The organism is Limisalsivibrio acetivorans (assembly GCF_000421105.1).
In the GTDB taxonomy this organism is placed as follows: Bacteria; Chrysiogenota; Deferribacteres; order Deferribacterales; family Geovibrionaceae; genus Limisalsivibrio; species Limisalsivibrio acetivorans.
The window spans coordinates 538,141-556,874 of the sequence record NZ_ATWF01000002.1 but is presented as its reverse complement, the minus strand read 5'-3'; the positions used below and the strand labels follow the sequence as shown (position 1 = coordinate 556,874).

The following is an 18,734-nucleotide window of genomic DNA, read 5'->3' as shown; positions in this document are numbered from 1 at the left end:
GAATAGATGATTATACACGGCCGCAACACCGTTGCAGAGGCTCTTAAGCTTAATATTGTGAAGCACCTTTTCCTTAGAAAGGGCTCCACCTTTGAATATAGCTCCGATGTACCCGTTGAGGAATACGGCAGAAAGGAATTCGACCACCGCTTCGGCGGCGAGGCCCAGGGTATCGCCGCAGAGATTAACGATATTGAACCCAAGGAGTTCGTCAAGGAACGTAAAAAGATTCAGGGGCACACCCTGATACTTGACCGCATTCAGGACCCCCATAACTACGGAACTATCATTAGGGCGGCGAACTGCTTCGGTGTAAAGAACTTTGTGGTGGCAAGATACCACCAATCTCCCATAACAGCCGCTGTTTGCAAGGCCTCAAGCGGTACGATCTTCCATGCGAACATCTACGAGACTACGAACATAAGCAACGCCGCAGCGGATCTCAAGAAGCAGGGGTTCACCATCTATGCCGCTGATGTTAAGGGTGAAACGAGGCTTAAGGATGTTGAATTCTCTGAAAAATCCGCCGTTATACTCGGCTCCGAAGGTAAGGGGATACGCCCCGGCGTTCTTGAGAATGCGGATGTAACCTTCCGTATCCAGATCGAAGGTGATATCGATTCACTTAACGTCTCCCAGAGTGCCGCAGTTATTATGTATTCCCTCCAAAGCTGATATGATTTGACATTTCATCGTGTACACTTCAAATTATATAGAGGTGTGCATGTATGGAGCTAAAAGAGCAGATAAGGCGTATTATCACCGATGAGGTGCTGAATTCGCCGGAGAACAGCCTTGTAGATATTGCAGAGAAGGCCTGGGAGAAGCCGGTTGTGGCCTTCGCCGCCGGTGATGATCCCCTTTTCATGAAGTATCGTGAAATGATTGGTGACTTCTACTGGCTCCCCGAGGACGCTATGCGTGCGGGTTACCCCGGCGAATCCTTCGATTCCTCAAGGCTTAGCATTGTCTGCTGGATCCTTCCCCAAACCGATGAAACCCTCAAGGAACATAGATCATATAAAGATCTCCCCTCCCGAAGATGGACCCTTGCAAGGCTTTACGGCGAGGAATTCAATCATCACCTTCGTGCCGTGGTGCAGAACAGCCTGCGTGATATGGGCTACAGAGCCGTATCACCTATTATCGCAGAGGGTTGGGACTATCAGCAGTCCGACAAGGTCGGGGTATGCTCCAACTGGAGCGAGAGGCATACCGCCTTCGCCGCAGGGCTTGGAACGTTCGGGCTGTCAGACGGTTTCATAAGCGTTGCAGGAAAGGCTATACGTGTTGGTACAACCGTTGTGGAGGCTGATATCGAGCCGGACAGGCGGCTTTACACCGACCATACGGAGAACTGTCTGTACATATCCGAGGGAAAATGTGGAGTGTGTATTAAGCGGTGCCCCGTGGATGCGATAAGCTCTGACGGCCATGACAAGGATAAATGTAAAAAATATATAAGAGAGGTAACCTCCGCCCACGCCCTTAAGCAGACAGGCGAGGTGGTTACCAGCTGTGGATTGTGTCAGGCAGGGGTACCATGTGCAACGAGGATCCCTGTTAAATCAAACCGGGAAACAGCTGAGGCGATGTTCATGGGAGAACTTTGATATATCGACCCCTAGCATAGCCTATTCTTCCATCCTTTCGAATCTGCCACCAGAAACCTTTAGAATCCTTTATCTCCTTCAATAAAGCAAGGTCCTCGCCCCCCTTTAGTTTCATTATTACGGGGCTTTGGTGGTCGGGCTTTTCACGAATGTTAAGCACTGGTGGGCTTACCCTCCCCCGCTTATCAAGTTGCATGACGGGTTTTCTTGATAGAAGCGAGCTCTTTACATAGCCTTCGGTGTTCTGGTAACGCACCTTTCTCCATGTGCCGTTGATGGTGAACACCTCTTCTTCAATGGATACACGACTGTTGTGAACCAGCTGCGTTACTACATCGGAGCGAGGATCAGCATCTTTCCTTACATTCAGAAGCAGGGGGCGGACATAGGCGTATATCCTCAGACCGTCTCCGCCTTCCACCAGTTTGCTCTCCCTCTGTTCCACAAGTTCAAGCGCCTTTTCGGCAAGGGTGTTGGTTTTTTCCAGAACCTCTTCGGACTTTACAGCAAGCCTCTCAATGCTCTTTTCATTGGCGCTGAGTTTAGTTTCAATAGCCTGCTGACGCTCAGCCATTTCGGCAATAACCTTCTGGTGTCTTACCAACAGGATGGTCAGGTCATCGACCCGTTTCTCCATAGGCGGAGTGTTATCTACGCCGGCGCACCCGTAAAGGGTTGCAGTTAATAGTATAAGTATAAAAGTTCGAGACAACTGAAACCTCCATATGTCACTACATGGATTATATACACCAATGTTGTGATTTGTACAGCCTTGAGAATGGTTTCTACATTATTAGAACAATCGTTCGTTTTTTGACCAATTTTTAACAAAACCGTATCATGTATTTAAACTAGATATTTTATATGAATATAAAATCCAAAAAGGCTGCATGAGATGAAGGTGCGGCTTTCGATAAATAATCTTATTCACTATATGTAAGTATTTTTGAAATTAATTAAGGAGACCATTATGGCGAGACTGTTTGTTTTTCTTGTGACTCTTCTCATATTTTCAGGTTCTGCCTTCGCTGAATCCGGTAGAGACATTTATGCTACAAAATGCGGAGGATGCGGCAAGAAACCCGCTGATAAGGTATCTATCCAGTGGAACCGGTGGGTTGAGAAAAAGAAGTATGAAAAGTGCTGTGAAGGGGTTACCCCCGATGAGGTAGATGCGCTTAAGAATTATTTGGTGAGTCATGCGGCGGATTCCGATCAGCCCGAAGGCGACACATTCAACTAAAACGGAGATGAAGGACCTATGAAAAATATACAGATACTGCTGGTTGCAATTTTAATAATGACAGTTCCTGCTGCTTTTGCGGCTGATAACGATGAAAAGATCAAGATGCTCGAAAAGCGCATCGAACAGCTCGAGAAGCTCCTGATGGAACAGAAAGAGACCACCGATACAAAGATGGTGGAGCAGGAGAAAAAGATAAGCGGCGTTGAAGAGCTTATAGAGGAGAACGAGGAGCGTCTTTCGGATGTTGAGATCAGAGCATGGACAGACAGACTCAGCCTCGGCGCAGAGATGCTCACCAGGGTCACTAACACATCCTTCTCCTCCGGATGGGACAGCGAGCCCTATGCATACAACAGATACTTCGGAACACCCTACGACACACACGGCAAGCCCTACCTCACAGCCGAGGAGGCGGGTGTCAAAGAGGAGTCCAGCAATTTCTGGACAAGCAGAGCACGCATTACATTCAGTGGAGAGGCCCACGAAAGGCTCAGATTCAGAGGTTCTATGACAGCTTTCTATAACTGGGCAGACCAGGATGATGATAACAGTATCCGCCAGCCCCAGCAGGGACGCTACCCGAGCAGCTCCTCCGAAATGCTTCTGGATAAGGCTTATATAGAATGGGATATGGCTAAAGGTGCTGTTCCTGCAACACTGCTTCTGGGACGTCAGCCCTCCTTTGATGGACCTCCCTATGAGCTTAAGGCGGATTCCCCCCGTAAATCTGTATACCCCCAGCTCTTCTTCGATGTGGTTGTGGATGCGGCTATCGTTAACTTCAACCTTTCAAACGTTACCAAGATACCCGGAACAGGGCTGCGCTTTACCTATGCAAAAACTCTGCAGAATGATGTAAATGCATACTATGGCAGATATATGAAAGATGAAGAGGGAATGGACGGTGAGGTCTACGGGCTGTTCTTCGAAACAGGATTACCCTTTAAGATCGCCTCCAACCAGCTTTTTGTACTTGGCTATTACAGCATAAACGATTTCTACGGCCCTAACTCACAGGGGCTCACAACGGGTGATACTGTTCTTGGTGATATGGCTTTCACAGGCGCCCATCTCCAGTTTGATAACATAATGAGAAGCGGGGTCGATCTTTTTGCCTCCTACGGCCAGATGAAGTTTACACCCGAGGATGACAAAGCTTTCTTCGGTACAGAGACCGATGAGCAGACAGGCAGAGCCTTTTATGCCGGCGTACGCTATACACTCCCCAGCTTCAAGACAAAGATCGGTCTTGAATACAACCAGGGCTCCGAATACTGGTACAGGCCTGTTGCATCGGATAACCCTGTGGAGAAACTGGGAACCAGAGGACAGGCATGGGAGCTTTATTTCCTTCAGCCGATGCTCCAGAACAAGCTCTTCCTAAGAGGTGGAATTATTCAGGTTGCATACGACCACACAGGCTCAAACACATGGTACTACCCTGTAATGGATACAGACTACGGTATAAACAGCATGTATCTGGAGCTTGAGGCCAGGTTCTGATAAACGATGAAGAAAGATAAAGGGGGGCTTGCCCCCCGCCTTAAGAGCGTTCTCATGCGCAGAAGCCTGCGCACAAAGATATTCGGCATCCTTATAATCGCCGCCCTTGCACTTATAGTTATGCTTGGTGCCAACGCCAATGCACTAAAAGAGATCTCCACCAGGCAGAAAAGGCTCAGCACTGTACAGCTTCAGATAAGCATGCTCAGTAATGATGCTGTTTCAATGATACAGGCGATGAAGTCTGATTTCTTCTCCTCTGCTCTCTCCAAGACTTACGACAGGGACGAGTTCCGTGCCAAGGCGGAGGAGATCTCCGGGAAGCTCACAAAGATTAAGGATATTGCCAGCAGGAACGGCATGGAAGAGCTCGAGGACATAATCGAGAAATCCCGTGTGCGCTTCAATTCTTTCTATAATATCGGCGGAACCCTATCCTCCGCCTTTGAAGAGGACTTTGAGGAAGGTGTATTTGCCGCCGAGGGTCTTAATATAATCGCCCAGAAGATGGAGGAGGAGCTTAAGCTGCTCATTCAGTTTGCAAACAAGGATCTCACCGCTTCGTTTAACGAGCTTGAAACCTTTATGGATAAAACGCTTAGGCATATGATGACGGGCAGCGGCGTTATAATCGTTCTGATATTCATCATGGGCACAATCCTTGTCAGGCTTATAACAGGCTCCGTAAGAGAGCTTAAAACCCATATCAACGAGATTACCGAATCCAGAGACCTCACCATACGTTCCGATATATCCTCCGGTGATGAGATTGAAGAGATCTCCTCTGCGCTCAACGAGCTCACCGAAGCTATGCAGAGGATAATCCATGAGGTTATAACAACGAGCAATGAGAACACCTCCACTACGGCGGAACTCAACGTTAATACAACAGAGATAAGCAATATGGTTGAGGAGGAGCTTAGGATTGTCCACGATGTTACCGAGCAGGGGCGCAATGTGGAAACTATCCTGGAGAGCTCTGTGGAGGGGCTGAACAGGGTGAACGATGAGATGGAGGTTGCCCAGACAACACTGGGGAGCACAACGGATGAGGTCGTTAACCTTGTGGATGAGATAAACAGCTCCAAAGAGATGGAGGAGGAGCTTTACGATGATTTCAAGGAGCTCCTTGAGGCTGCGGATAATATAAAGAACGTCCTTAACATCATCAATGATGTGGCAGAGCAGACCGATCTCCTTGCCCTGAATGCAGCCATAGAAGCCGCAAGAGCTGGCGAGCATGGAAGGGGTTTTGCCGTTGTTGCCGATGAGGTGAGAAAGCTTGCGGATAAGACGAAGGCAAACCTCAGTGAGATTACAAAAACAATGAATATCATCCTGAATGGTATAAACGAGTCTAACTCTGTTGTTGAGAGAAACATCGAAAACATGAACCGTCTCTCAGGCATATCCGCCTCTGTAAAGGCTGAAATGGACAGGTTTGCAGGGATAATGGACAACACTGCCCGTGTTACCACCTCCTCCATAGAGGATTCCAGAGAGGTGGCAAGGCAAACCTCGGGAATGATAGAGAAGATTACCCAGATAAGCGAGATGTCCTCAACCTCCGCAAGGAATATTCAGGAGATAAGCACTGCCATCGATCATCTCAACTCGCTTATGGAGGATCTAAACGTGCGTATAGGCGCATTCAAGGTCTGAGCCTTTTCATAACCCCCATAAAATGGTATTCTTTCTTTGAGCGATTAGCGGGCTGCTTTATGCGGCCCGTCTTTTTTTAAGGAGGGTTCCATGGAAAACTTTACATTCAGTATCCCGACGAAGATATTCTTCGGCAGGAATCAGATAAAGGTGCTGGCAAGGCAGGTTCAGAAAGCGGGGGGAACCCGTGTTCTCATCACCTACGGCAGTGATCGTGTACGCAGTAGCGGTCTGCTTGACGCTGTGAAGGGGAAGCTGGACGAGAGGAATATATACCACACTACGATGGGCGGCATCGAGCCTAATCCACGCATTACCAGCGTCCGTGAGGGTGTAAGGATTTGCAGAGAGGATGATATCGACTTTATACTCGCCGTCGGCGGCGGAAGTGTTCTGGACTGCACAAAGGCCATCGCCGCTGGAGCTTGCTACGATGGGGATCCATGGGATTTCAATCTGCGCAAGGCGGCCATAAGCAAGGCGCTCCCCCTCGGCTCCGTTCTCACACTCGCTGCCACGGGCTCTGAGAGTAACGGAAATGCAGTTATATCAAATATCGAAACCAAGCAGAAACTTCCCATATATTCACCCATACTTCATCCGGCATTCTCCATACTTGATCCAGAGTATACCTACAGCGTTCCACCGTATCAGACTGCGGCGGGTGTTGTTGATATCATCGTCCATGTGCTGGAGCAGTATTTCACCCCCACAGAAGGGGTTTACCTGCAGGACCGGATATGCGATGCGCTTGTGAAAACCTGTATCGAATACGGACCGAAGGCCATCGAAAATCCCGACGACTACGAGGCAAGGGCAAATATACTCTGGGCAGGAACCCTTGCGCTCAACAGCCTGATAAGCTCCGGCAGGGTCGGCGACTGGGCAGTCCATGTCATAGAGCATGAGGTCAGCGCCATGTTTGATATTACCCACGGTGCAGGGCTCGCCGTACTGTACCCCCACTGGATGGAGCACGTTATGGATGAGGGGAATGTGGACAAGTTCTTCGATTTGGCCGTTAACGTCTTTGGTGTTCAGCCCAGCGGTGACAAAATGGCGGATGCAGGCAAAGGAATAACCCGCCTTCGGGAGTTTTTCAGCTCCATCGGCATGCCGGCGACCCTTGCCGAAGAAAAGGTTGAGGAGCAGAGCCTCCCCGAAATGGCGGAAAGGGCGGTTTTCTTCGGGGAGCCGGGGCATTTTAAAAAGCTGAGCGAAGCTGATATACTCCAGATCCTCAAATCATCGTATAAATAGTTACGCCAACGGGGATATCCTGCAATAGGGGTATCCCTGATTATTATTTTACTTGTTACAAGATCCCTTCTATGAGAAACTTTCTAGTATGAATAAAAGAATAATTAACATGAACACAACCTATAACTACTATTCCAGAGAGATACGTCCCTCCGTCATAGTAGAGGTTTTCCCGGCACGCCTCCCCGAGGCGGATTTGGAGCCCCTGAAACAACTGGATGACGATGCAGGTCTTGCCGCCCGTATGGAGGAGATGTACGACTCCGTTAAGGACGAGGTCGATTCAGCCCTTGAAGGACGGGGCTTCAGCGATTCCCAGCAGAAGATCCTCTTCTTCACAGATCTTCTTCACAGGGCCGTTCCTTTTACCCCCATGGGCAAAAGGGAGACGGCGGCTAATAAGTCTGTACCCCAAAGCCTCAGGGAATATCTGGATGCACCCTTTGCGGGATGCGATGTCAAGGCGGAGTCCCTTCTCAAGCTGTTGAAGACCCTCGATATAAAATGCCGCTACGTCCAGTTTGCCGATACACAGAACTGGAGCCACGCTTTTATGGAGGTGGATACCGGGGACGGGTACGAGATGTACTGCCCCACATTCAACCTCTGGATGAAAACAAATATCGATGAGATAATTGAGGATCCTTGGCGCACGAGAAAGTTTATGGAGCTTTACTCATCCGAATTCTGTCTGGATACACCCTTTGGCGATGACAACGGCTTTGAGGAGTTCATCGATGAACAGGCGGATGCGAACGACCATACGGTGTTCAAGTACAACCGGAGCTGGTTCACATGTATGGGCTACTACCCGATGGTTCCCCCATCTGTTCTCTTTCAGGTGGACTACAAGCCCTACTACGACATGCGCAAGGATGACCGCTACTTGTTTGTGAAGCAGTAAAGGATACTTCTTACTTTTCGTCTGTGGATCCGTAGTGAATTCTTTCCCTCCTGGTGATAATATTATTGTATGCAGTCAGAATTAATTGGAGGTAAAGATGTCTGAAAAATTCAGAGCTATGATAGTCGAAAAGGGCGAGAAAGGGTACGAAAGAAGGATAGGCGAGAAGAGCGTGGAGGAGCTCCCTGAGGGTGAGCTTGTTGTGCGTGTACGCTATTCATCCCTTAACTTCAAAGATGCGCTCTCCGCCATTGGAAATAAAGGTGTTACGAGAAACTTCCCCCATACTCCCGGCATAGATGCTGCCGGTGAGGTTGTGGAGTGCTCCGATAGCAGGTTCTCACCGGGCGATATCGTTCTGGTAACAGGTTATGACCTGGGCATGAACACCTCCGGAGGTTACGGCGAGTATATCCGGATCCCCTCCGGTTGGGCACTCCCCATACCCAGCGGGCTTAATGAGCGCTCTGCCATGGCCCTCGGTACAGCAGGCTTCACCGCCGGACTCTCTGTTTACAAGCTTATGGAAGCGGGCGTTACCCCTGATAAGGGTGGCGTTATCGTTACAGGCGCCACCGGCGGAGTGGGGAGTATAGCTGTTTCTATACTCGCTGCGGCGGGTTTCAGCGTTACAGCGGTTACCGGAAAGCCCGATCAGGCGGAATTCCTTAAAAAACTGGGTGCAGAAGAGATTCTCGGACGGGATGAACTTATGCAGGCGAACGAGAAGATGATGTCCAAAACAAGATGGGCCGGTGCTGTGGATGTTGTGGGAGGGGATATGCTCTCCGCAGTTCTCAAGTCGGTTCATTACCTTGGCGCAGTTACCTGCTGCGGCCTTGTGGGCTCACCGGAGCTTAACACAAACGTATTCCCATTTATCCTAAGGGGAGTAAGCCTTATCGGCATAGACAGTGTTGAATGCCCCATGGATCCCAGGAAGAAGGTCTGGGAGAAGCTCAGCGGTGAATGGCTCCCGGAAAATCTAGAAGATATTGTGGAAGAAACGGACCTTGACGGTCTTAGTGATAAAATCGATCTCATACTCAAGGGCGGCCTAAAGGGGCGTGTCGTTGTGGATATGGGATAGGAGGAAGAGATGGAAGAAACAGTCCTTGTTGAAATGAAGGATGACGTTGCAGTTGTTACGATAAACAGACCTAAGGCTATGAACTCCATAGACCCGGATACGATCTCCGCCCTTGGCGAGGCTGTGGCGGATCTGGCAGTTGATCCCGATGTCTCTGTTATAATACTCACAGGAGCAGGGGAGAAGGCCTTCGTGGCTGGTGGCGACATAAAGGGGATGACCGAGCTCGACGGAATGGGGGGAAGGGAGATGGCCCTTGATGCCCAGTCCGTCTTTAACCTTGTGGAGAAGTGCCCGAAGCCTGTGATTGCGGCCATCAACGGCTACGCCCTCGGCGGAGGATGCGAGCTTGCACTCTGCTGTGACATACGTCTTGCGGCGAAGTCCGCCAAGATTGGCCAGCCCGAGGTGAACCTCGGCATTATACCAGGTTTTGGCGGAACCCAGCGGCTTCCGAGGCTTGTGGGGAGAGGTCTCGCCAGTGAGATGATATTCACAGGCGAGATGGTTACAGCCGAGTATGCAGAGAGAATCGGTCTTGTGAATCATGTGTATGAAGACGGCGAGCTTATGGACAAGGCCCTTGAGATGGCCGTGAAGATTGCAGAGAAGAGCAGGACAGCTCTTAAGCTTTCCAAAGAGGCCATAGTGAACGGCACGGAGATGGATCTTGATAAGGGATGCCTTTATGAGGCGGATCTCTTCGGTCTCAGCTTCTCCTCTGCGGATAAGAAAGAGGGTGTTTCTGCCTTTATCGAGAAAAGAAAACCCGAATTTAAGGATGTATAGATAACCAAAACCCTCCCCAACCGGGGAGGGTAGCTTTTTTATATTTGACATTTGACTCCTATATTTCTGTAATTGCTGAACATAACTTTGGAGGCCGGTATGTTCCGTATTATTTGTGCTGTGATTATTGCTCTGTCGCTGTACGCACCCAAAGATGCTTTATCGGGGGATAAGCTCCGGATACTCTGGCTCTCCTCGCTCCCCTACGATATTAAGACGCAGGAGCCCTCCCCTTTCTGGATGAGAACCAAATACTATATCGAGGCCGCAGCGGAAGATCTGGGGGTCGAGATAGTCCACGCTCCTTACTTTGATGATTACAATCTCTTTGTAAACCTTGCCAAGGGGTATCTAGGATCTAATAATCCCCCCGATGCCGTATTGTTTCATAACCATAAAATGCGGGGAGAGGATGTTTTGGAGATAGCCGAGGAGTTTGGTGTTCCTGCCTTTGTGTTCAACGCAGGATTCACCACGGATGAGCAGGGGGAGCCGAGGGGCAAATACAAAAAATGGATTGGGGAGATACTCCCCGATGACGAGTTTGCCGGATTTGTACTCATGGAGGCTCTGGCAGAGGAATGCAGGCTTATCCATAAGGAGGGCACCATTCAGGCTGTAGCCTTTGCAGGTGGAAGGGATTCAAATCCCTCCATATTGAGAGTAAAGGGGATGAACCGTTACCTTAATGGCAACAAAGGGATAAATATGCGCCAGATCTTCAATACAGACTGGGACCCGGAAAAGGTTGCCCTTATGATTCCGCCCCTTGCTTCGAGGTATCCGGAGGTTGCCTTATACTGGGCTGCTAGCGATGCCATAGCGAAGACGACGGCGGAACAGCTCACAAGGCTCGGTTATATGCCGGGTGAAGACTTCGTAACCGGAGGGATGGACTGGCTGCCGGAGGTTATCCATATGATAGAGGATGGCACACTGGCCGCATCGGTGGGCGGGCACTACATCGAGGGAGCCTGGGCTGTTATTCTTATACACGATTACCTCAAAGGTGTAGATTTCGCTGAGACGGGAAGGCTTTCCTTCAAAACAGAGATGTTCCCGCTCACCGGTTCAAATATCTCTGAGTTTGCAGATCTGATAAAAATGCAGGATTCAGATACTGTTAAACGAATAGATTTCAAGGCCTATTCAAGATACTATAATCCCGACATGAACGACTACAGCTTTAGTATCCCCGAGACTCTGAAGAATCTCAAAGGAGCCTCTTCCAGGGAATGAGATACCTTGGGCCTTTATAGGTGTGCTTGCCAACGAATATGGTAAAGAATGGCTGCGGCGCAATGTCAGTGGGCGGATTAATCCAGTGAAAGGTTTCAATAGTCATGGATAAACTAACCAGTGGTATCTGGTAAGAGTTATGGCTTCTGCTATTATGTGCTATAATTAATAACATTTTTCAATTACAGGGTTTGCTATGAAAAAGAGCATCAGAGCCAGAAGCCTTTTCATGCTCTACTCCGCGGCTATACTTATCGTTGTCACAGTAACCATGGGCGTTTTCTTTATCCAGGGGCACAGGCAAAGCGCCGAGGATGAGATTGAAAGGCTCAAGCGGCAGTATACCGAACTGGAGAAAAAGAATGCCCGCCGCACCGTTACGGAAGCGGTTTCCTATCTTGAGTTCAGAGATTCCTACACGAATGAGCTTTTGCGTGAGGATAAATCCAAAAGGTCTGGCCGAGCCCTTGAAATGATAAGCTCCCTCTATAGAGAAAACTCCTCGATACTTGACCCCGAACAGCTTAAAAAGTCCGCACTCCTCTTCCTGAAGCACACCAAAGGGAGGCATGAGGGTGATTACTTCTTCACTGTGGATTGCAAAACTGAAACTGTGAGCATGCACCCCTCTGATCAGGAGGTTCTTGGAAGGCATGTTTCAGAGATTCGTGACGGAGAGGGAAGGGTGTTTCTGCCCTCGTCTCTCAGCGTCTGCTCCTCTGGCGGAGCCGGATATCTGAAGTATTACTGGCAACTCCCCGGCAAAAAGAAGGGGCGTTTCTACGAGAAGACAACCTTCTATCAGTATTCGCCCGAGATGGATACTATCATCTATACGGGAGACTATCCCGGCGCCGTTGAACAGAGGCTTAAGCGTGATGCCCTTGCCCACCTCTCATCCATCCGTTTTGGAAATAACTACTACCTTGTGGTTATGGATCTTTCGGGAACGATCCATGCCCATGCGGATAAATCTCTCATAGGCGTAAACCATTACAGCTCCGAAAATAAACAGCTTAATGCGATAATGGCTTCCATAGATGATGCAGTGTCCAAGACGGGGAAAGGTTTCTTTACATATAAATGGAGCAGGCCGGGAATCATCGGGACAGACGAATATATAAAGAAGTATGGCTATGCAATGGTTTATGAGAAATGGGGATGGATAGTCGTAGGTGGAATGTATCTTGAGGATCTGGAAAAGGAGGTCGCCAACATAAGGAGTAGTATTGACGAAAGGCTCAGACGCGATGTCAAGTACACGATATTTATCCTCGCCGCCTCATCGATAATGATCTTTATCTTCTCCATCCTTTTCTCCGCCAGATTATCTGCGGATTTTGACAGGCTCACCGCATTCTTCCGCCGCTCGGAAACTGAAAAGTCCGAAATGGATACAGACAGCCTTTTTATCAGCGACCTTAAAGAGGTTGGAGTACGTGCAGGTGAATTGGTTAACACCCTTCATATATACAAAGAGAACCTTGAGGTTATGGTTGCAGAGCGCACAGCTGAGCTGGAGAAGGCTCTGGAGGAGAATATCCAGGCAAACCTGTTCAGAAACGCCGCCCTGGATACCATGCCTAATCCGTTCTTTTATAAGGGGAGCGATGGTAAGTATATTATAGTGAATAAGGCCTTCGCTGATTTTAACGGTGTTTCGGCTCAGGATGTTCTGGGGAAGACATCACTGGAGCTCTCGCCATCCCGTCTGGCTGAAAAGGATTTTGAGATGGATAGACAGCTCCTTGAGCAGGGTGCAGGGGAAACTCAGATCTATGAAGCAAAGGTTAAGCGTTTTGATGATGTTTATGCGGATGTAATATTCTACAAAGCCGTTGTGCCCGATAAGGATGGAGAAGCAGCAGGGATCGTTGGGACGTTTATAGATATAACCGAAAGAAAGAATATTGAGCGAGAACTTGTTCAGGCAAGGAAAACCGCCGAGGATGCAAACGAAGCGAAATCAAGATTCCTTGCCGCCATGAGCCACGAGATAAGAACCCCGATGAATGCCATTATAGGTATGACTGATACGCTGAAGGAATCCGTTGATGATCCAGAGCAGAAGCAGTTTATCAATATAATCTCAAACGCAAGCGACAACCTTATGTCTATCATTAATGATATCCTCGACATCTCAAGGGTTGAGTCGGGGATGCTTAAGCTGGACAGAAGTATCTTTAACGTAAGAGAGCTTCTGGAGCAGTGTACGGATATCAGCGGAATACGGGCTACGGAAAAGGGTGTCGATATGGTCTGCTATATCGGCGATGGTGTGCCAAAAGCCGCAGTCGGGGACCCCCTGAGACTGCGTCAGATTTTATCAAATTTCCTCAGCAATGCAGTCAAGTTCACCGAAGAGGGTTATGTTATCATCAGGGTTTCAAATATCAGCACAGAGGAGAGTAAAACCCTTAAGCTGAGATTCGACATTGAGGATACGGGTATAGGTATAGCCGAAGATAAGAAGGAGCTCATCTTCGACCGTTTCACACAGGCGGACACTTCAGCAACAAGAAGGTTCGGCGGAACAGGGCTCGGGCTCTCCATCTGCAGGCACCTTGTGAATATGATGGAGGGGACAATAACCGTTCAAAGTGAGCCGGGCAGAGGTAGTGTGTTCAGTTTTTCTGCGGTGCTTGAGCATGCCCCTGGAGAATTTGATTCTACACCCCTTCCTGACCTCAGCTCAGATCGGTTCTATGTTGATCTTAAAAGCAGCGTGCTCAGCGGCTACATATCAGAGATTTTCACAGGATACGGCGGTGCAGAGGTGAATGAGTTCGCTCAGGCTGAGATCGTTGTTACGGATAAATCATCGGCAGAGATCATTGAGCTTTACAAAGGGGATGGCAGGTATATCATATCTGTAATCGACAGAAGGGCTGATTCAGAAGCGATCGGAAGATACGCAGCAGCAGGTGTGCAGGGATTTCTCAGAAAACCTCTCAAACTAAGCCAGATAGAGGCTACACTGCTGAGCATTGCCCAGCCGGGATACATAATTAACGAAGAATTTTTGCAGGAAACACCCCCTCCGGAGGAGGCTCCGGAGCTTGATATACTTGTTGCAGAGGATTCAGAGAATAACAGGCTCGTGGTGGAAACCCTGCTGAAGGATTACCCCTTTACCATCAGTTTTGCAGAGAACGGACGCCTAGCTGTCCAGATGGCTTGTGAGAAAGAGTATGACCTTATAATTATGGATATTGAAATGCCTGAGATGGACGGTTTTGATGCTATTTCAAATATTCGTGCAGATAGCCTTAATATGTACACACCGTGTATAGCAATGACAGCACACGCATTTCCGGAGCATGTTCAGAAATGCAAGGACGCAGGATTCGACTCGTACATATCCAAACCCCTTGACAAAAGAGGGTTTGTCATGTCAATAATTATGATTAGAAAATCATCGAAAGACAAGGGATAATAAATGATGAGATCTATTTTACTCATTGTGATTCTAACTTTATTAACAAGCACTTTGTGTATTGCTCAAGATGAATTGTCGCTTCTTTCCATTGAAGAACTTATGACAGTGGAGATAACCACTCTCAATAAACGCCCTGAAAAGCTTAAGGAAGCTCCCTCAGCTATCTATGTGATAACATCCGAGGAGATCAAGCGCAGCGGAGCAACAAGTATCCCTGAGATTCTTCGTCTCGCACCTGGTGTTACATCAACACGCTTCGATGCGAAGGACTGGGGCCTTGGCATAAGAGGGTTTCCAATGCTCCACTCGAACAAGCTTATGGTTCTTGTGGACGGCAGAAGCATATACACTCCCATGTTCTCCGGCGTTCTATGGAACTTTCAGGACATTGTTCTTGAGGATATAGCGCAGATCGAGGTTATAAGGGGCCCCGGTGCAACTATGTGGGGCACCAATGCAGTTAATGGCGTCATCAATATAATAACAAAGTCTGCTGCTGAAACTCAGGGCACGATGGTCACTGCACTGGGTGGCAATGAAGACACATACCAGGCAGTTACACGCTATGGTGGTAAGGCGGAGAACTTCTACTACAGAGTTTACTCCAAAGCATCCGAGACAGATGGATCTGAGAACGTTGAAAACTACGTAACACCTCTGGCAGATTACTATAGAAACGCACTCGCAGGCTTCAGGATGGACTCCAGGGGAAGCATTAAAACGAACTGGACTATTCAGGGCGAGGGCTTTCAGGGCTATATGTGGTACCATCCGCAAAAGGTTGATCTGGACCCCCTTGAGTGGGAGATCGTAGATTCAAGCAGGACAACCAAGCGTGCCCATCTCATGGGAAAGCTGGATCACGAGGCCGACAGCGGTAAATATTCTATACAGGCATATGTGGATCATCACAGCCAGGACAGCCTCAGCCGGGGCATGCAGATCAACACCTACGATGTCGATTTCCAGCATGAACTCCCCGTTTATAAAAGGAACAAGCTCTATTGGGGGCTGGGGTACAGGTACGTAACAGACAGTTTCCATAATACCTATAACTTCTTCATGAAGCCGGAAAAAGCTGTTCGGCATATATTTAGTGCGTTTATCCACGATGAAATAACAATAACCGATTCGCTCAAGCTTTCCGGTGGTATCAAGTATGAAAAATCCGATTACACCGATGGAGATATAATGCCGAATCTCAGGCTTGCCTACACAATGAATGAGGATATCTTCCTCTGGGCATCCGCTGCAAAAGCTGTCAGGAATCCATCAAGGTGGGATAAGGACAGTGAAACAAGAACGGTTTATCTCCCGGGGCAGGGCCCGCCACCGTACGATGAGGTGCCTATACCTGCTGTACACATTCTTGCCGGTACGGATGAGTTTACCTCGGAGAAGATGAAGGCATACGAGGCTGGATTTCGGTATACACCCACGGGTAAGCTTCTCATAGACACTGCATTCTTCTATAACGACTACTATGATCTAGCAAGCTATGTTTCCTCGGAATCGGATCTCGGGATCTCAAATGATCCGATAACGCATCTATATCTATATGAGTACAAGTCAAACGACGTTAAGGGGCTCTCAAGGGGTGTTGAGGTTCTTGCGGACTGGCGCCCTGTGTCAAACTGGAAGCTTCTCTTCAGTTATTCTTATATCGATCTGGATATGACCCTTACAGCTGATAATGCAAACAGGCTTGATGAAAATATTGCAGAAGGGGATACACCGCAAAACCAATGGTCCGTTCGCTCATACTATACATTTAAGGACGATTATGACATTGATATTATGATTTATCGATCGGATGCTGTTGACCTATATAGGATTGACCCTTACACTAAGCTTGATGTTAGGCTCGCATGGCGGCCTTCCGAAAACACTGAAATCAGTGTTGTTGGTCAGAATCTTATGGAAGAGACAACCCAGCAGAGTTATAGTGCTGCTGTGGAGCAGAGCTACTACATTAAAGCAGATATCAATTTTTAAGGAGAATCCTATGAGTTGCGATTGCGGCGGAAGCTGCGGCGGTGGTGACAACAACCACAGCCACGAAGAGGAAGAGCTTGTAAACCTGGCATTTGCCATGGATAAAGAGTTTATGAATGAGATCAACGAAGCTGCTCAGGCTAATAAGCTTAGCTTTGAAGAGTTCGTATACAGCTGTATCGAGATAGGTATAGAGCTTACAAATGGTAATATTGCCCTTATCGACCCAGAGACAGGGGAAAGAGTAGAGTAGGTATAGTTATAACGGGGTGCTTGGCACCCCTTTTTTTATGTATTAATCTGGGAAATTCATCATCCTGAGAATTTCCCTGCCGCTCTGCTCGGCAAAGCCTTCGCTCCGCTTACTTCCGGCTCTGTCAGACCAGCAAAGCTGTTCTTCCTTTCGCCTTCAGAGCCAACATCCATGTTGGCTTTATTGTATCAACTTCAAATGTGTGATTATCATAAGCTTTCATGGGTGAAAGCTTCTTTCTTCGAACGGCAGAACAATTTCCATGGATGAAAAATTATTCAGATAGATTAAGATGGGTTTTTGAGGGGTTGTTAAGGGGTGGTTTGTTCCTAAAAAGCACCCCTTAAGTCTTTTCCATACATCCTGAATTCAACTAGCAAGTGCAACGGGGTCTATAGAGAATAGTATCTGGTTAGGAGTTTTATATCCAGTTGCTTTTCTTGGTCTGTTGTTTAGTTTCTGCATAATATTCTGAATCTCTATATCATCAACACTTTCAAGCATCCTACTCTTTGGTACATACTGCCTAATGAGTCCGTTTGTATTTTCGTTTATTCCGCGTTCCCACGAAGCATATGGATGAGCAAAGTAGAATTCAGCCCCTAGTATCTCAGATATTTCGGCATGTCCTGCAAACTCTTTCCCGTTATCGGAAGTGATTGTATGGACTAGGTGTGATATCGGTTTCAACATTTCTATAACCGCTTTTGTCACCAGTACAGCAGTCTTTCTTTCTACCTTGCGTATAAGTGTCAGATAAGACTTCCGCTCAATAAGAGAAACAATCGCCTGCTTGTTCCCTTTTCCTATAACTGTATCCACTTCCCAGTCTCCGAATCTCGCTTTCTCTTCTACAATACTTGGACGCTGCTCAATGCTTAACTTGCCATGTATCTCTCCTCTGCGTTCATAAACACCATATCGCTTCCTGCGTTTTCTTCGGCAACGCAGGTGAGTATAAAGTGTTCCACCATGACTTTTATCTTCAAGAATGTGCTGGTAGATACGCTCATGACTTACGTTTATTCCATAATTTTGATTTAGCCAATTGCTCACCTGCTCAGGGCTCCAGTCTTCAAGCAGAAGACGTTCAACAAAATACCATTCAGTTTGTGCAATCCGTCTTGGGACCTTGTCCATTCTTCGTTCAATAGCTTTGCGATGAGCTTGCTTTGGGCGATAACCACGACCTCCTGTGTTTCTGCGTAACTCTCGGCTGATGGTAGATTTATGTACTTTAAGCAAATCAGCTATGTCCGTCTGAGAATGTCCGGTTTTCCTCAGCACATAAATCTGGTACCTTTGTTCACGGGTCAGGTGTGTATAGTTCTTCATTCGGTGCTCCTTTGACGTGGTGGTTAAAGAGCTACGATGCTAACGCACCTGACCTCTTTTGACCACTACTTAAAAGTTGCACTTAATTATTGAATCCAGGCATAAATAACATTCGAAATAAGTCACTAATTTATTTGTCTTGCGCTTTCGCGCCACATACTTTTTAGAAAAGTATGCAAAACTATTCCCTCAGGGTTTTTAATCCGTCATTGTTATCAGTATTTTACTAAAATACTGATAACTGATAACGGTTCCCTCACTTCGCACTCCCTTTTCCTGAATATTTCCTGATTCTGAGGAGGTTATTAACTTATCACAGTTAACCGAAGCCATTATTCATAGATTCAGCAATGGTTGTCGTGCGGGAAATATTCCGGGCGGAAAAGTAAGCACTTGCTCGGCTTAA

15 protein-coding genes are annotated in these 18,734 nt (G+C 47.8%); 13 read left to right on the top strand and 2 right to left on the bottom strand.

The window, feature by feature from the left end; all coding sequences use genetic code 11:
- Nucleotides 1–6: 6 nt before the first annotated feature.
- Together K300_RS0113800 and K300_RS0113795 are read left to right on the top strand one after the other, a co-directional pair.
- Nucleotides 7–675 (top strand): TrmH family RNA methyltransferase, encoded by a 669-nt coding sequence (locus tag K300_RS0113800; protein ID WP_022852269.1) that lies wholly within the window; start codon nucleotides 7–9, stop codon nucleotides 673–675.
- A gap of 53 nt (nucleotides 676–728) precedes the next feature.
- Nucleotides 729–1,613, top strand: coding sequence for a 4Fe-4S ferredoxin (locus K300_RS0113795; RefSeq protein WP_022852268.1), 885 nt, complete (start codon nucleotides 729–731; stop codon nucleotides 1,611–1,613).
- Here K300_RS0113795 and K300_RS0113790 read toward each other — a convergent pair.
- Nucleotides 1,597–2,325: an SH3 domain-containing protein gene (locus K300_RS0113790; RefSeq protein ID WP_022852267.1), complete on the bottom strand. Its 729-nt coding sequence runs from the start codon at nucleotides 2,323–2,325 to the stop codon at nucleotides 1,597–1,599. The genes K300_RS0113795 and K300_RS0113790 overlap by 17 nt on opposite strands.
- 258 nt (nucleotides 2,326–2,583) lie before the next feature.
- Between K300_RS0113790 and K300_RS0113785 the strand changes: the two genes are divergently transcribed.
- The 11 genes from K300_RS0113785 (at nucleotide 2,584) to K300_RS0113735 (ending at nucleotide 16,993) form a co-directional block, all read left to right on the top strand.
- Nucleotides 2,584–2,856 carry a hypothetical protein gene (locus K300_RS0113785; protein ID WP_022852266.1) on the top strand — a complete coding sequence of 91 codons (273 nt, stop codon included), beginning with the start codon at nucleotides 2,584–2,586 and terminating at the stop codon, nucleotides 2,854–2,856.
- Between the two features lie 18 nt (nucleotides 2,857–2,874).
- Nucleotides 2,875–4,362, top strand: a complete 1,488-nt coding sequence (locus K300_RS0113780; protein ID WP_022852265.1) for a DUF3373 family protein — start codon at nucleotides 2,875–2,877, stop codon at nucleotides 4,360–4,362.
- Between the two features lie 6 nt (nucleotides 4,363–4,368).
- A complete protein-coding gene (locus K300_RS17110; protein ID WP_022852264.1) occupies nucleotides 4,369–6,024 on the top strand; it encodes a methyl-accepting chemotaxis protein in 1,656 nt (551 codons plus the stop codon).
- Between the two features lie 90 nt (nucleotides 6,025–6,114).
- Nucleotides 6,115–7,284 carry an iron-containing alcohol dehydrogenase gene (locus K300_RS0113770; protein WP_022852263.1) on the top strand — a complete coding sequence of 390 codons (1,170 nt, stop codon included), beginning with the start codon at nucleotides 6,115–6,117 and terminating at the stop codon, nucleotides 7,282–7,284.
- Nucleotides 7,285–7,372: 88 nt separating this feature from the next.
- Complete coding sequence (locus tag K300_RS0113765; RefSeq protein WP_022852262.1) at nucleotides 7,373–8,188, top strand: hypothetical protein; 816 nt, start codon at nucleotides 7,373–7,375, stop codon at nucleotides 8,186–8,188.
- A gap of 97 nt (nucleotides 8,189–8,285) precedes the next feature.
- Nucleotides 8,286–9,278 carry a YhdH/YhfP family quinone oxidoreductase gene (locus tag K300_RS0113760; protein WP_022852261.1) on the top strand — a complete coding sequence of 331 codons (993 nt, stop codon included), beginning with the start codon at nucleotides 8,286–8,288 and terminating at the stop codon, nucleotides 9,276–9,278.
- Nucleotides 9,279–9,287: 9 nt separating this feature from the next.
- Entirely contained in the window at nucleotides 9,288–10,067 is a 780-nt protein-coding gene (locus tag K300_RS0113755; RefSeq protein ID WP_022852260.1) for an enoyl-CoA hydratase/isomerase family protein, read from the top strand.
- Nucleotides 10,068–10,166: 99 nt separating this feature from the next.
- A complete protein-coding gene (locus K300_RS0113750) occupies nucleotides 10,167–11,306 on the top strand; it encodes an ABC transporter substrate-binding protein (protein ID WP_022852259.1) in 1,140 nt (379 codons plus the stop codon).
- 196 nt (nucleotides 11,307–11,502) lie between these two features.
- On the top strand, nucleotides 11,503–14,742 hold the full coding sequence (locus K300_RS0113745; protein WP_022852258.1) for a cache domain-containing protein: 3,240 nt from the start codon (nucleotides 11,503–11,505) through the stop codon (nucleotides 14,740–14,742).
- Nucleotides 14,743–14,817: 75 nt separating this feature from the next.
- Nucleotides 14,818–16,740: a TonB-dependent receptor plug domain-containing protein gene (locus K300_RS0113740; RefSeq protein ID WP_162139906.1), complete on the top strand. Its 1,923-nt coding sequence runs from the start codon at nucleotides 14,818–14,820 to the stop codon at nucleotides 16,738–16,740.
- 10 nt (nucleotides 16,741–16,750) lie between these two features.
- Nucleotides 16,751–16,993, top strand: coding sequence for a hypothetical protein (locus tag K300_RS0113735; protein WP_022852256.1), 243 nt, complete (start codon nucleotides 16,751–16,753; stop codon nucleotides 16,991–16,993).
- Nucleotides 16,994–17,362: 369 nt separating this feature from the next.
- Here K300_RS0113735 and K300_RS0113730 read toward each other — a convergent pair whose 3' ends face one another.
- The gene (locus K300_RS0113730) at nucleotides 17,363–18,328 is read right to left on the bottom strand and encodes an IS30 family transposase (RefSeq protein ID WP_022849682.1); all 966 of its coding nucleotides are present in this window, start codon (nucleotides 18,326–18,328) and stop codon (nucleotides 17,363–17,365) included.
- Nucleotides 18,329–18,734 lie beyond the last annotated feature (406 nt).

What these genes read in the sequence shown, in the direction of transcription:
- K300_RS0113745 (WP_022852258.1), top strand. Translation starts at nt 11,503, where the DNA reads ATGAAAAAGAGCATCAGAGCCAGAAGCCTTTTCATGCTCTACTCCGCG.
- K300_RS0113760 (WP_022852261.1), top strand. Translation starts at nt 8,286, where the DNA reads ATGTCTGAAAAATTCAGAGCTATGATAGTCGAAAAGGGCGAGAAAGGG.
- K300_RS0113795 (WP_022852268.1), top strand. Translation starts at nt 729, where the DNA reads ATGGAGCTAAAAGAGCAGATAAGGCGTATTATCACCGATGAGGTGCTG.
- K300_RS0113755 (WP_022852260.1), top strand. Translation starts at nt 9,288, where the DNA reads ATGGAAGAAACAGTCCTTGTTGAAATGAAGGATGACGTTGCAGTTGTT.
- K300_RS0113735 (WP_022852256.1), top strand. Translation starts at nt 16,751, where the DNA reads ATGAGTTGCGATTGCGGCGGAAGCTGCGGCGGTGGTGACAACAACCAC.
- K300_RS0113730 (WP_022849682.1), bottom strand. Translation starts at nt 18,328, where the DNA reads ATGAAGAACTATACACACCTGACCCGTGAACAAAGGTACCAGATTTAT.
- K300_RS0113750 (WP_022852259.1), top strand. Translation starts at nt 10,167, where the DNA reads ATGTTCCGTATTATTTGTGCTGTGATTATTGCTCTGTCGCTGTACGCA.
- K300_RS0113780 (WP_022852265.1), top strand. Translation starts at nt 2,875, where the DNA reads ATGAAAAATATACAGATACTGCTGGTTGCAATTTTAATAATGACAGTT.
- K300_RS0113765 (WP_022852262.1), top strand. Translation starts at nt 7,373, where the DNA reads ATGAATAAAAGAATAATTAACATGAACACAACCTATAACTACTATTCC.
- K300_RS0113785 (WP_022852266.1), top strand. Translation starts at nt 2,584, where the DNA reads ATGGCGAGACTGTTTGTTTTTCTTGTGACTCTTCTCATATTTTCAGGT.
- K300_RS17110 (WP_022852264.1), top strand. Translation starts at nt 4,369, where the DNA reads ATGAAGAAAGATAAAGGGGGGCTTGCCCCCCGCCTTAAGAGCGTTCTC.
- K300_RS0113800 (WP_022852269.1), top strand. Translation starts at nt 7, where the DNA reads ATGATTATACACGGCCGCAACACCGTTGCAGAGGCTCTTAAGCTTAAT.
- K300_RS0113770 (WP_022852263.1), top strand. Translation starts at nt 6,115, where the DNA reads ATGGAAAACTTTACATTCAGTATCCCGACGAAGATATTCTTCGGCAGG.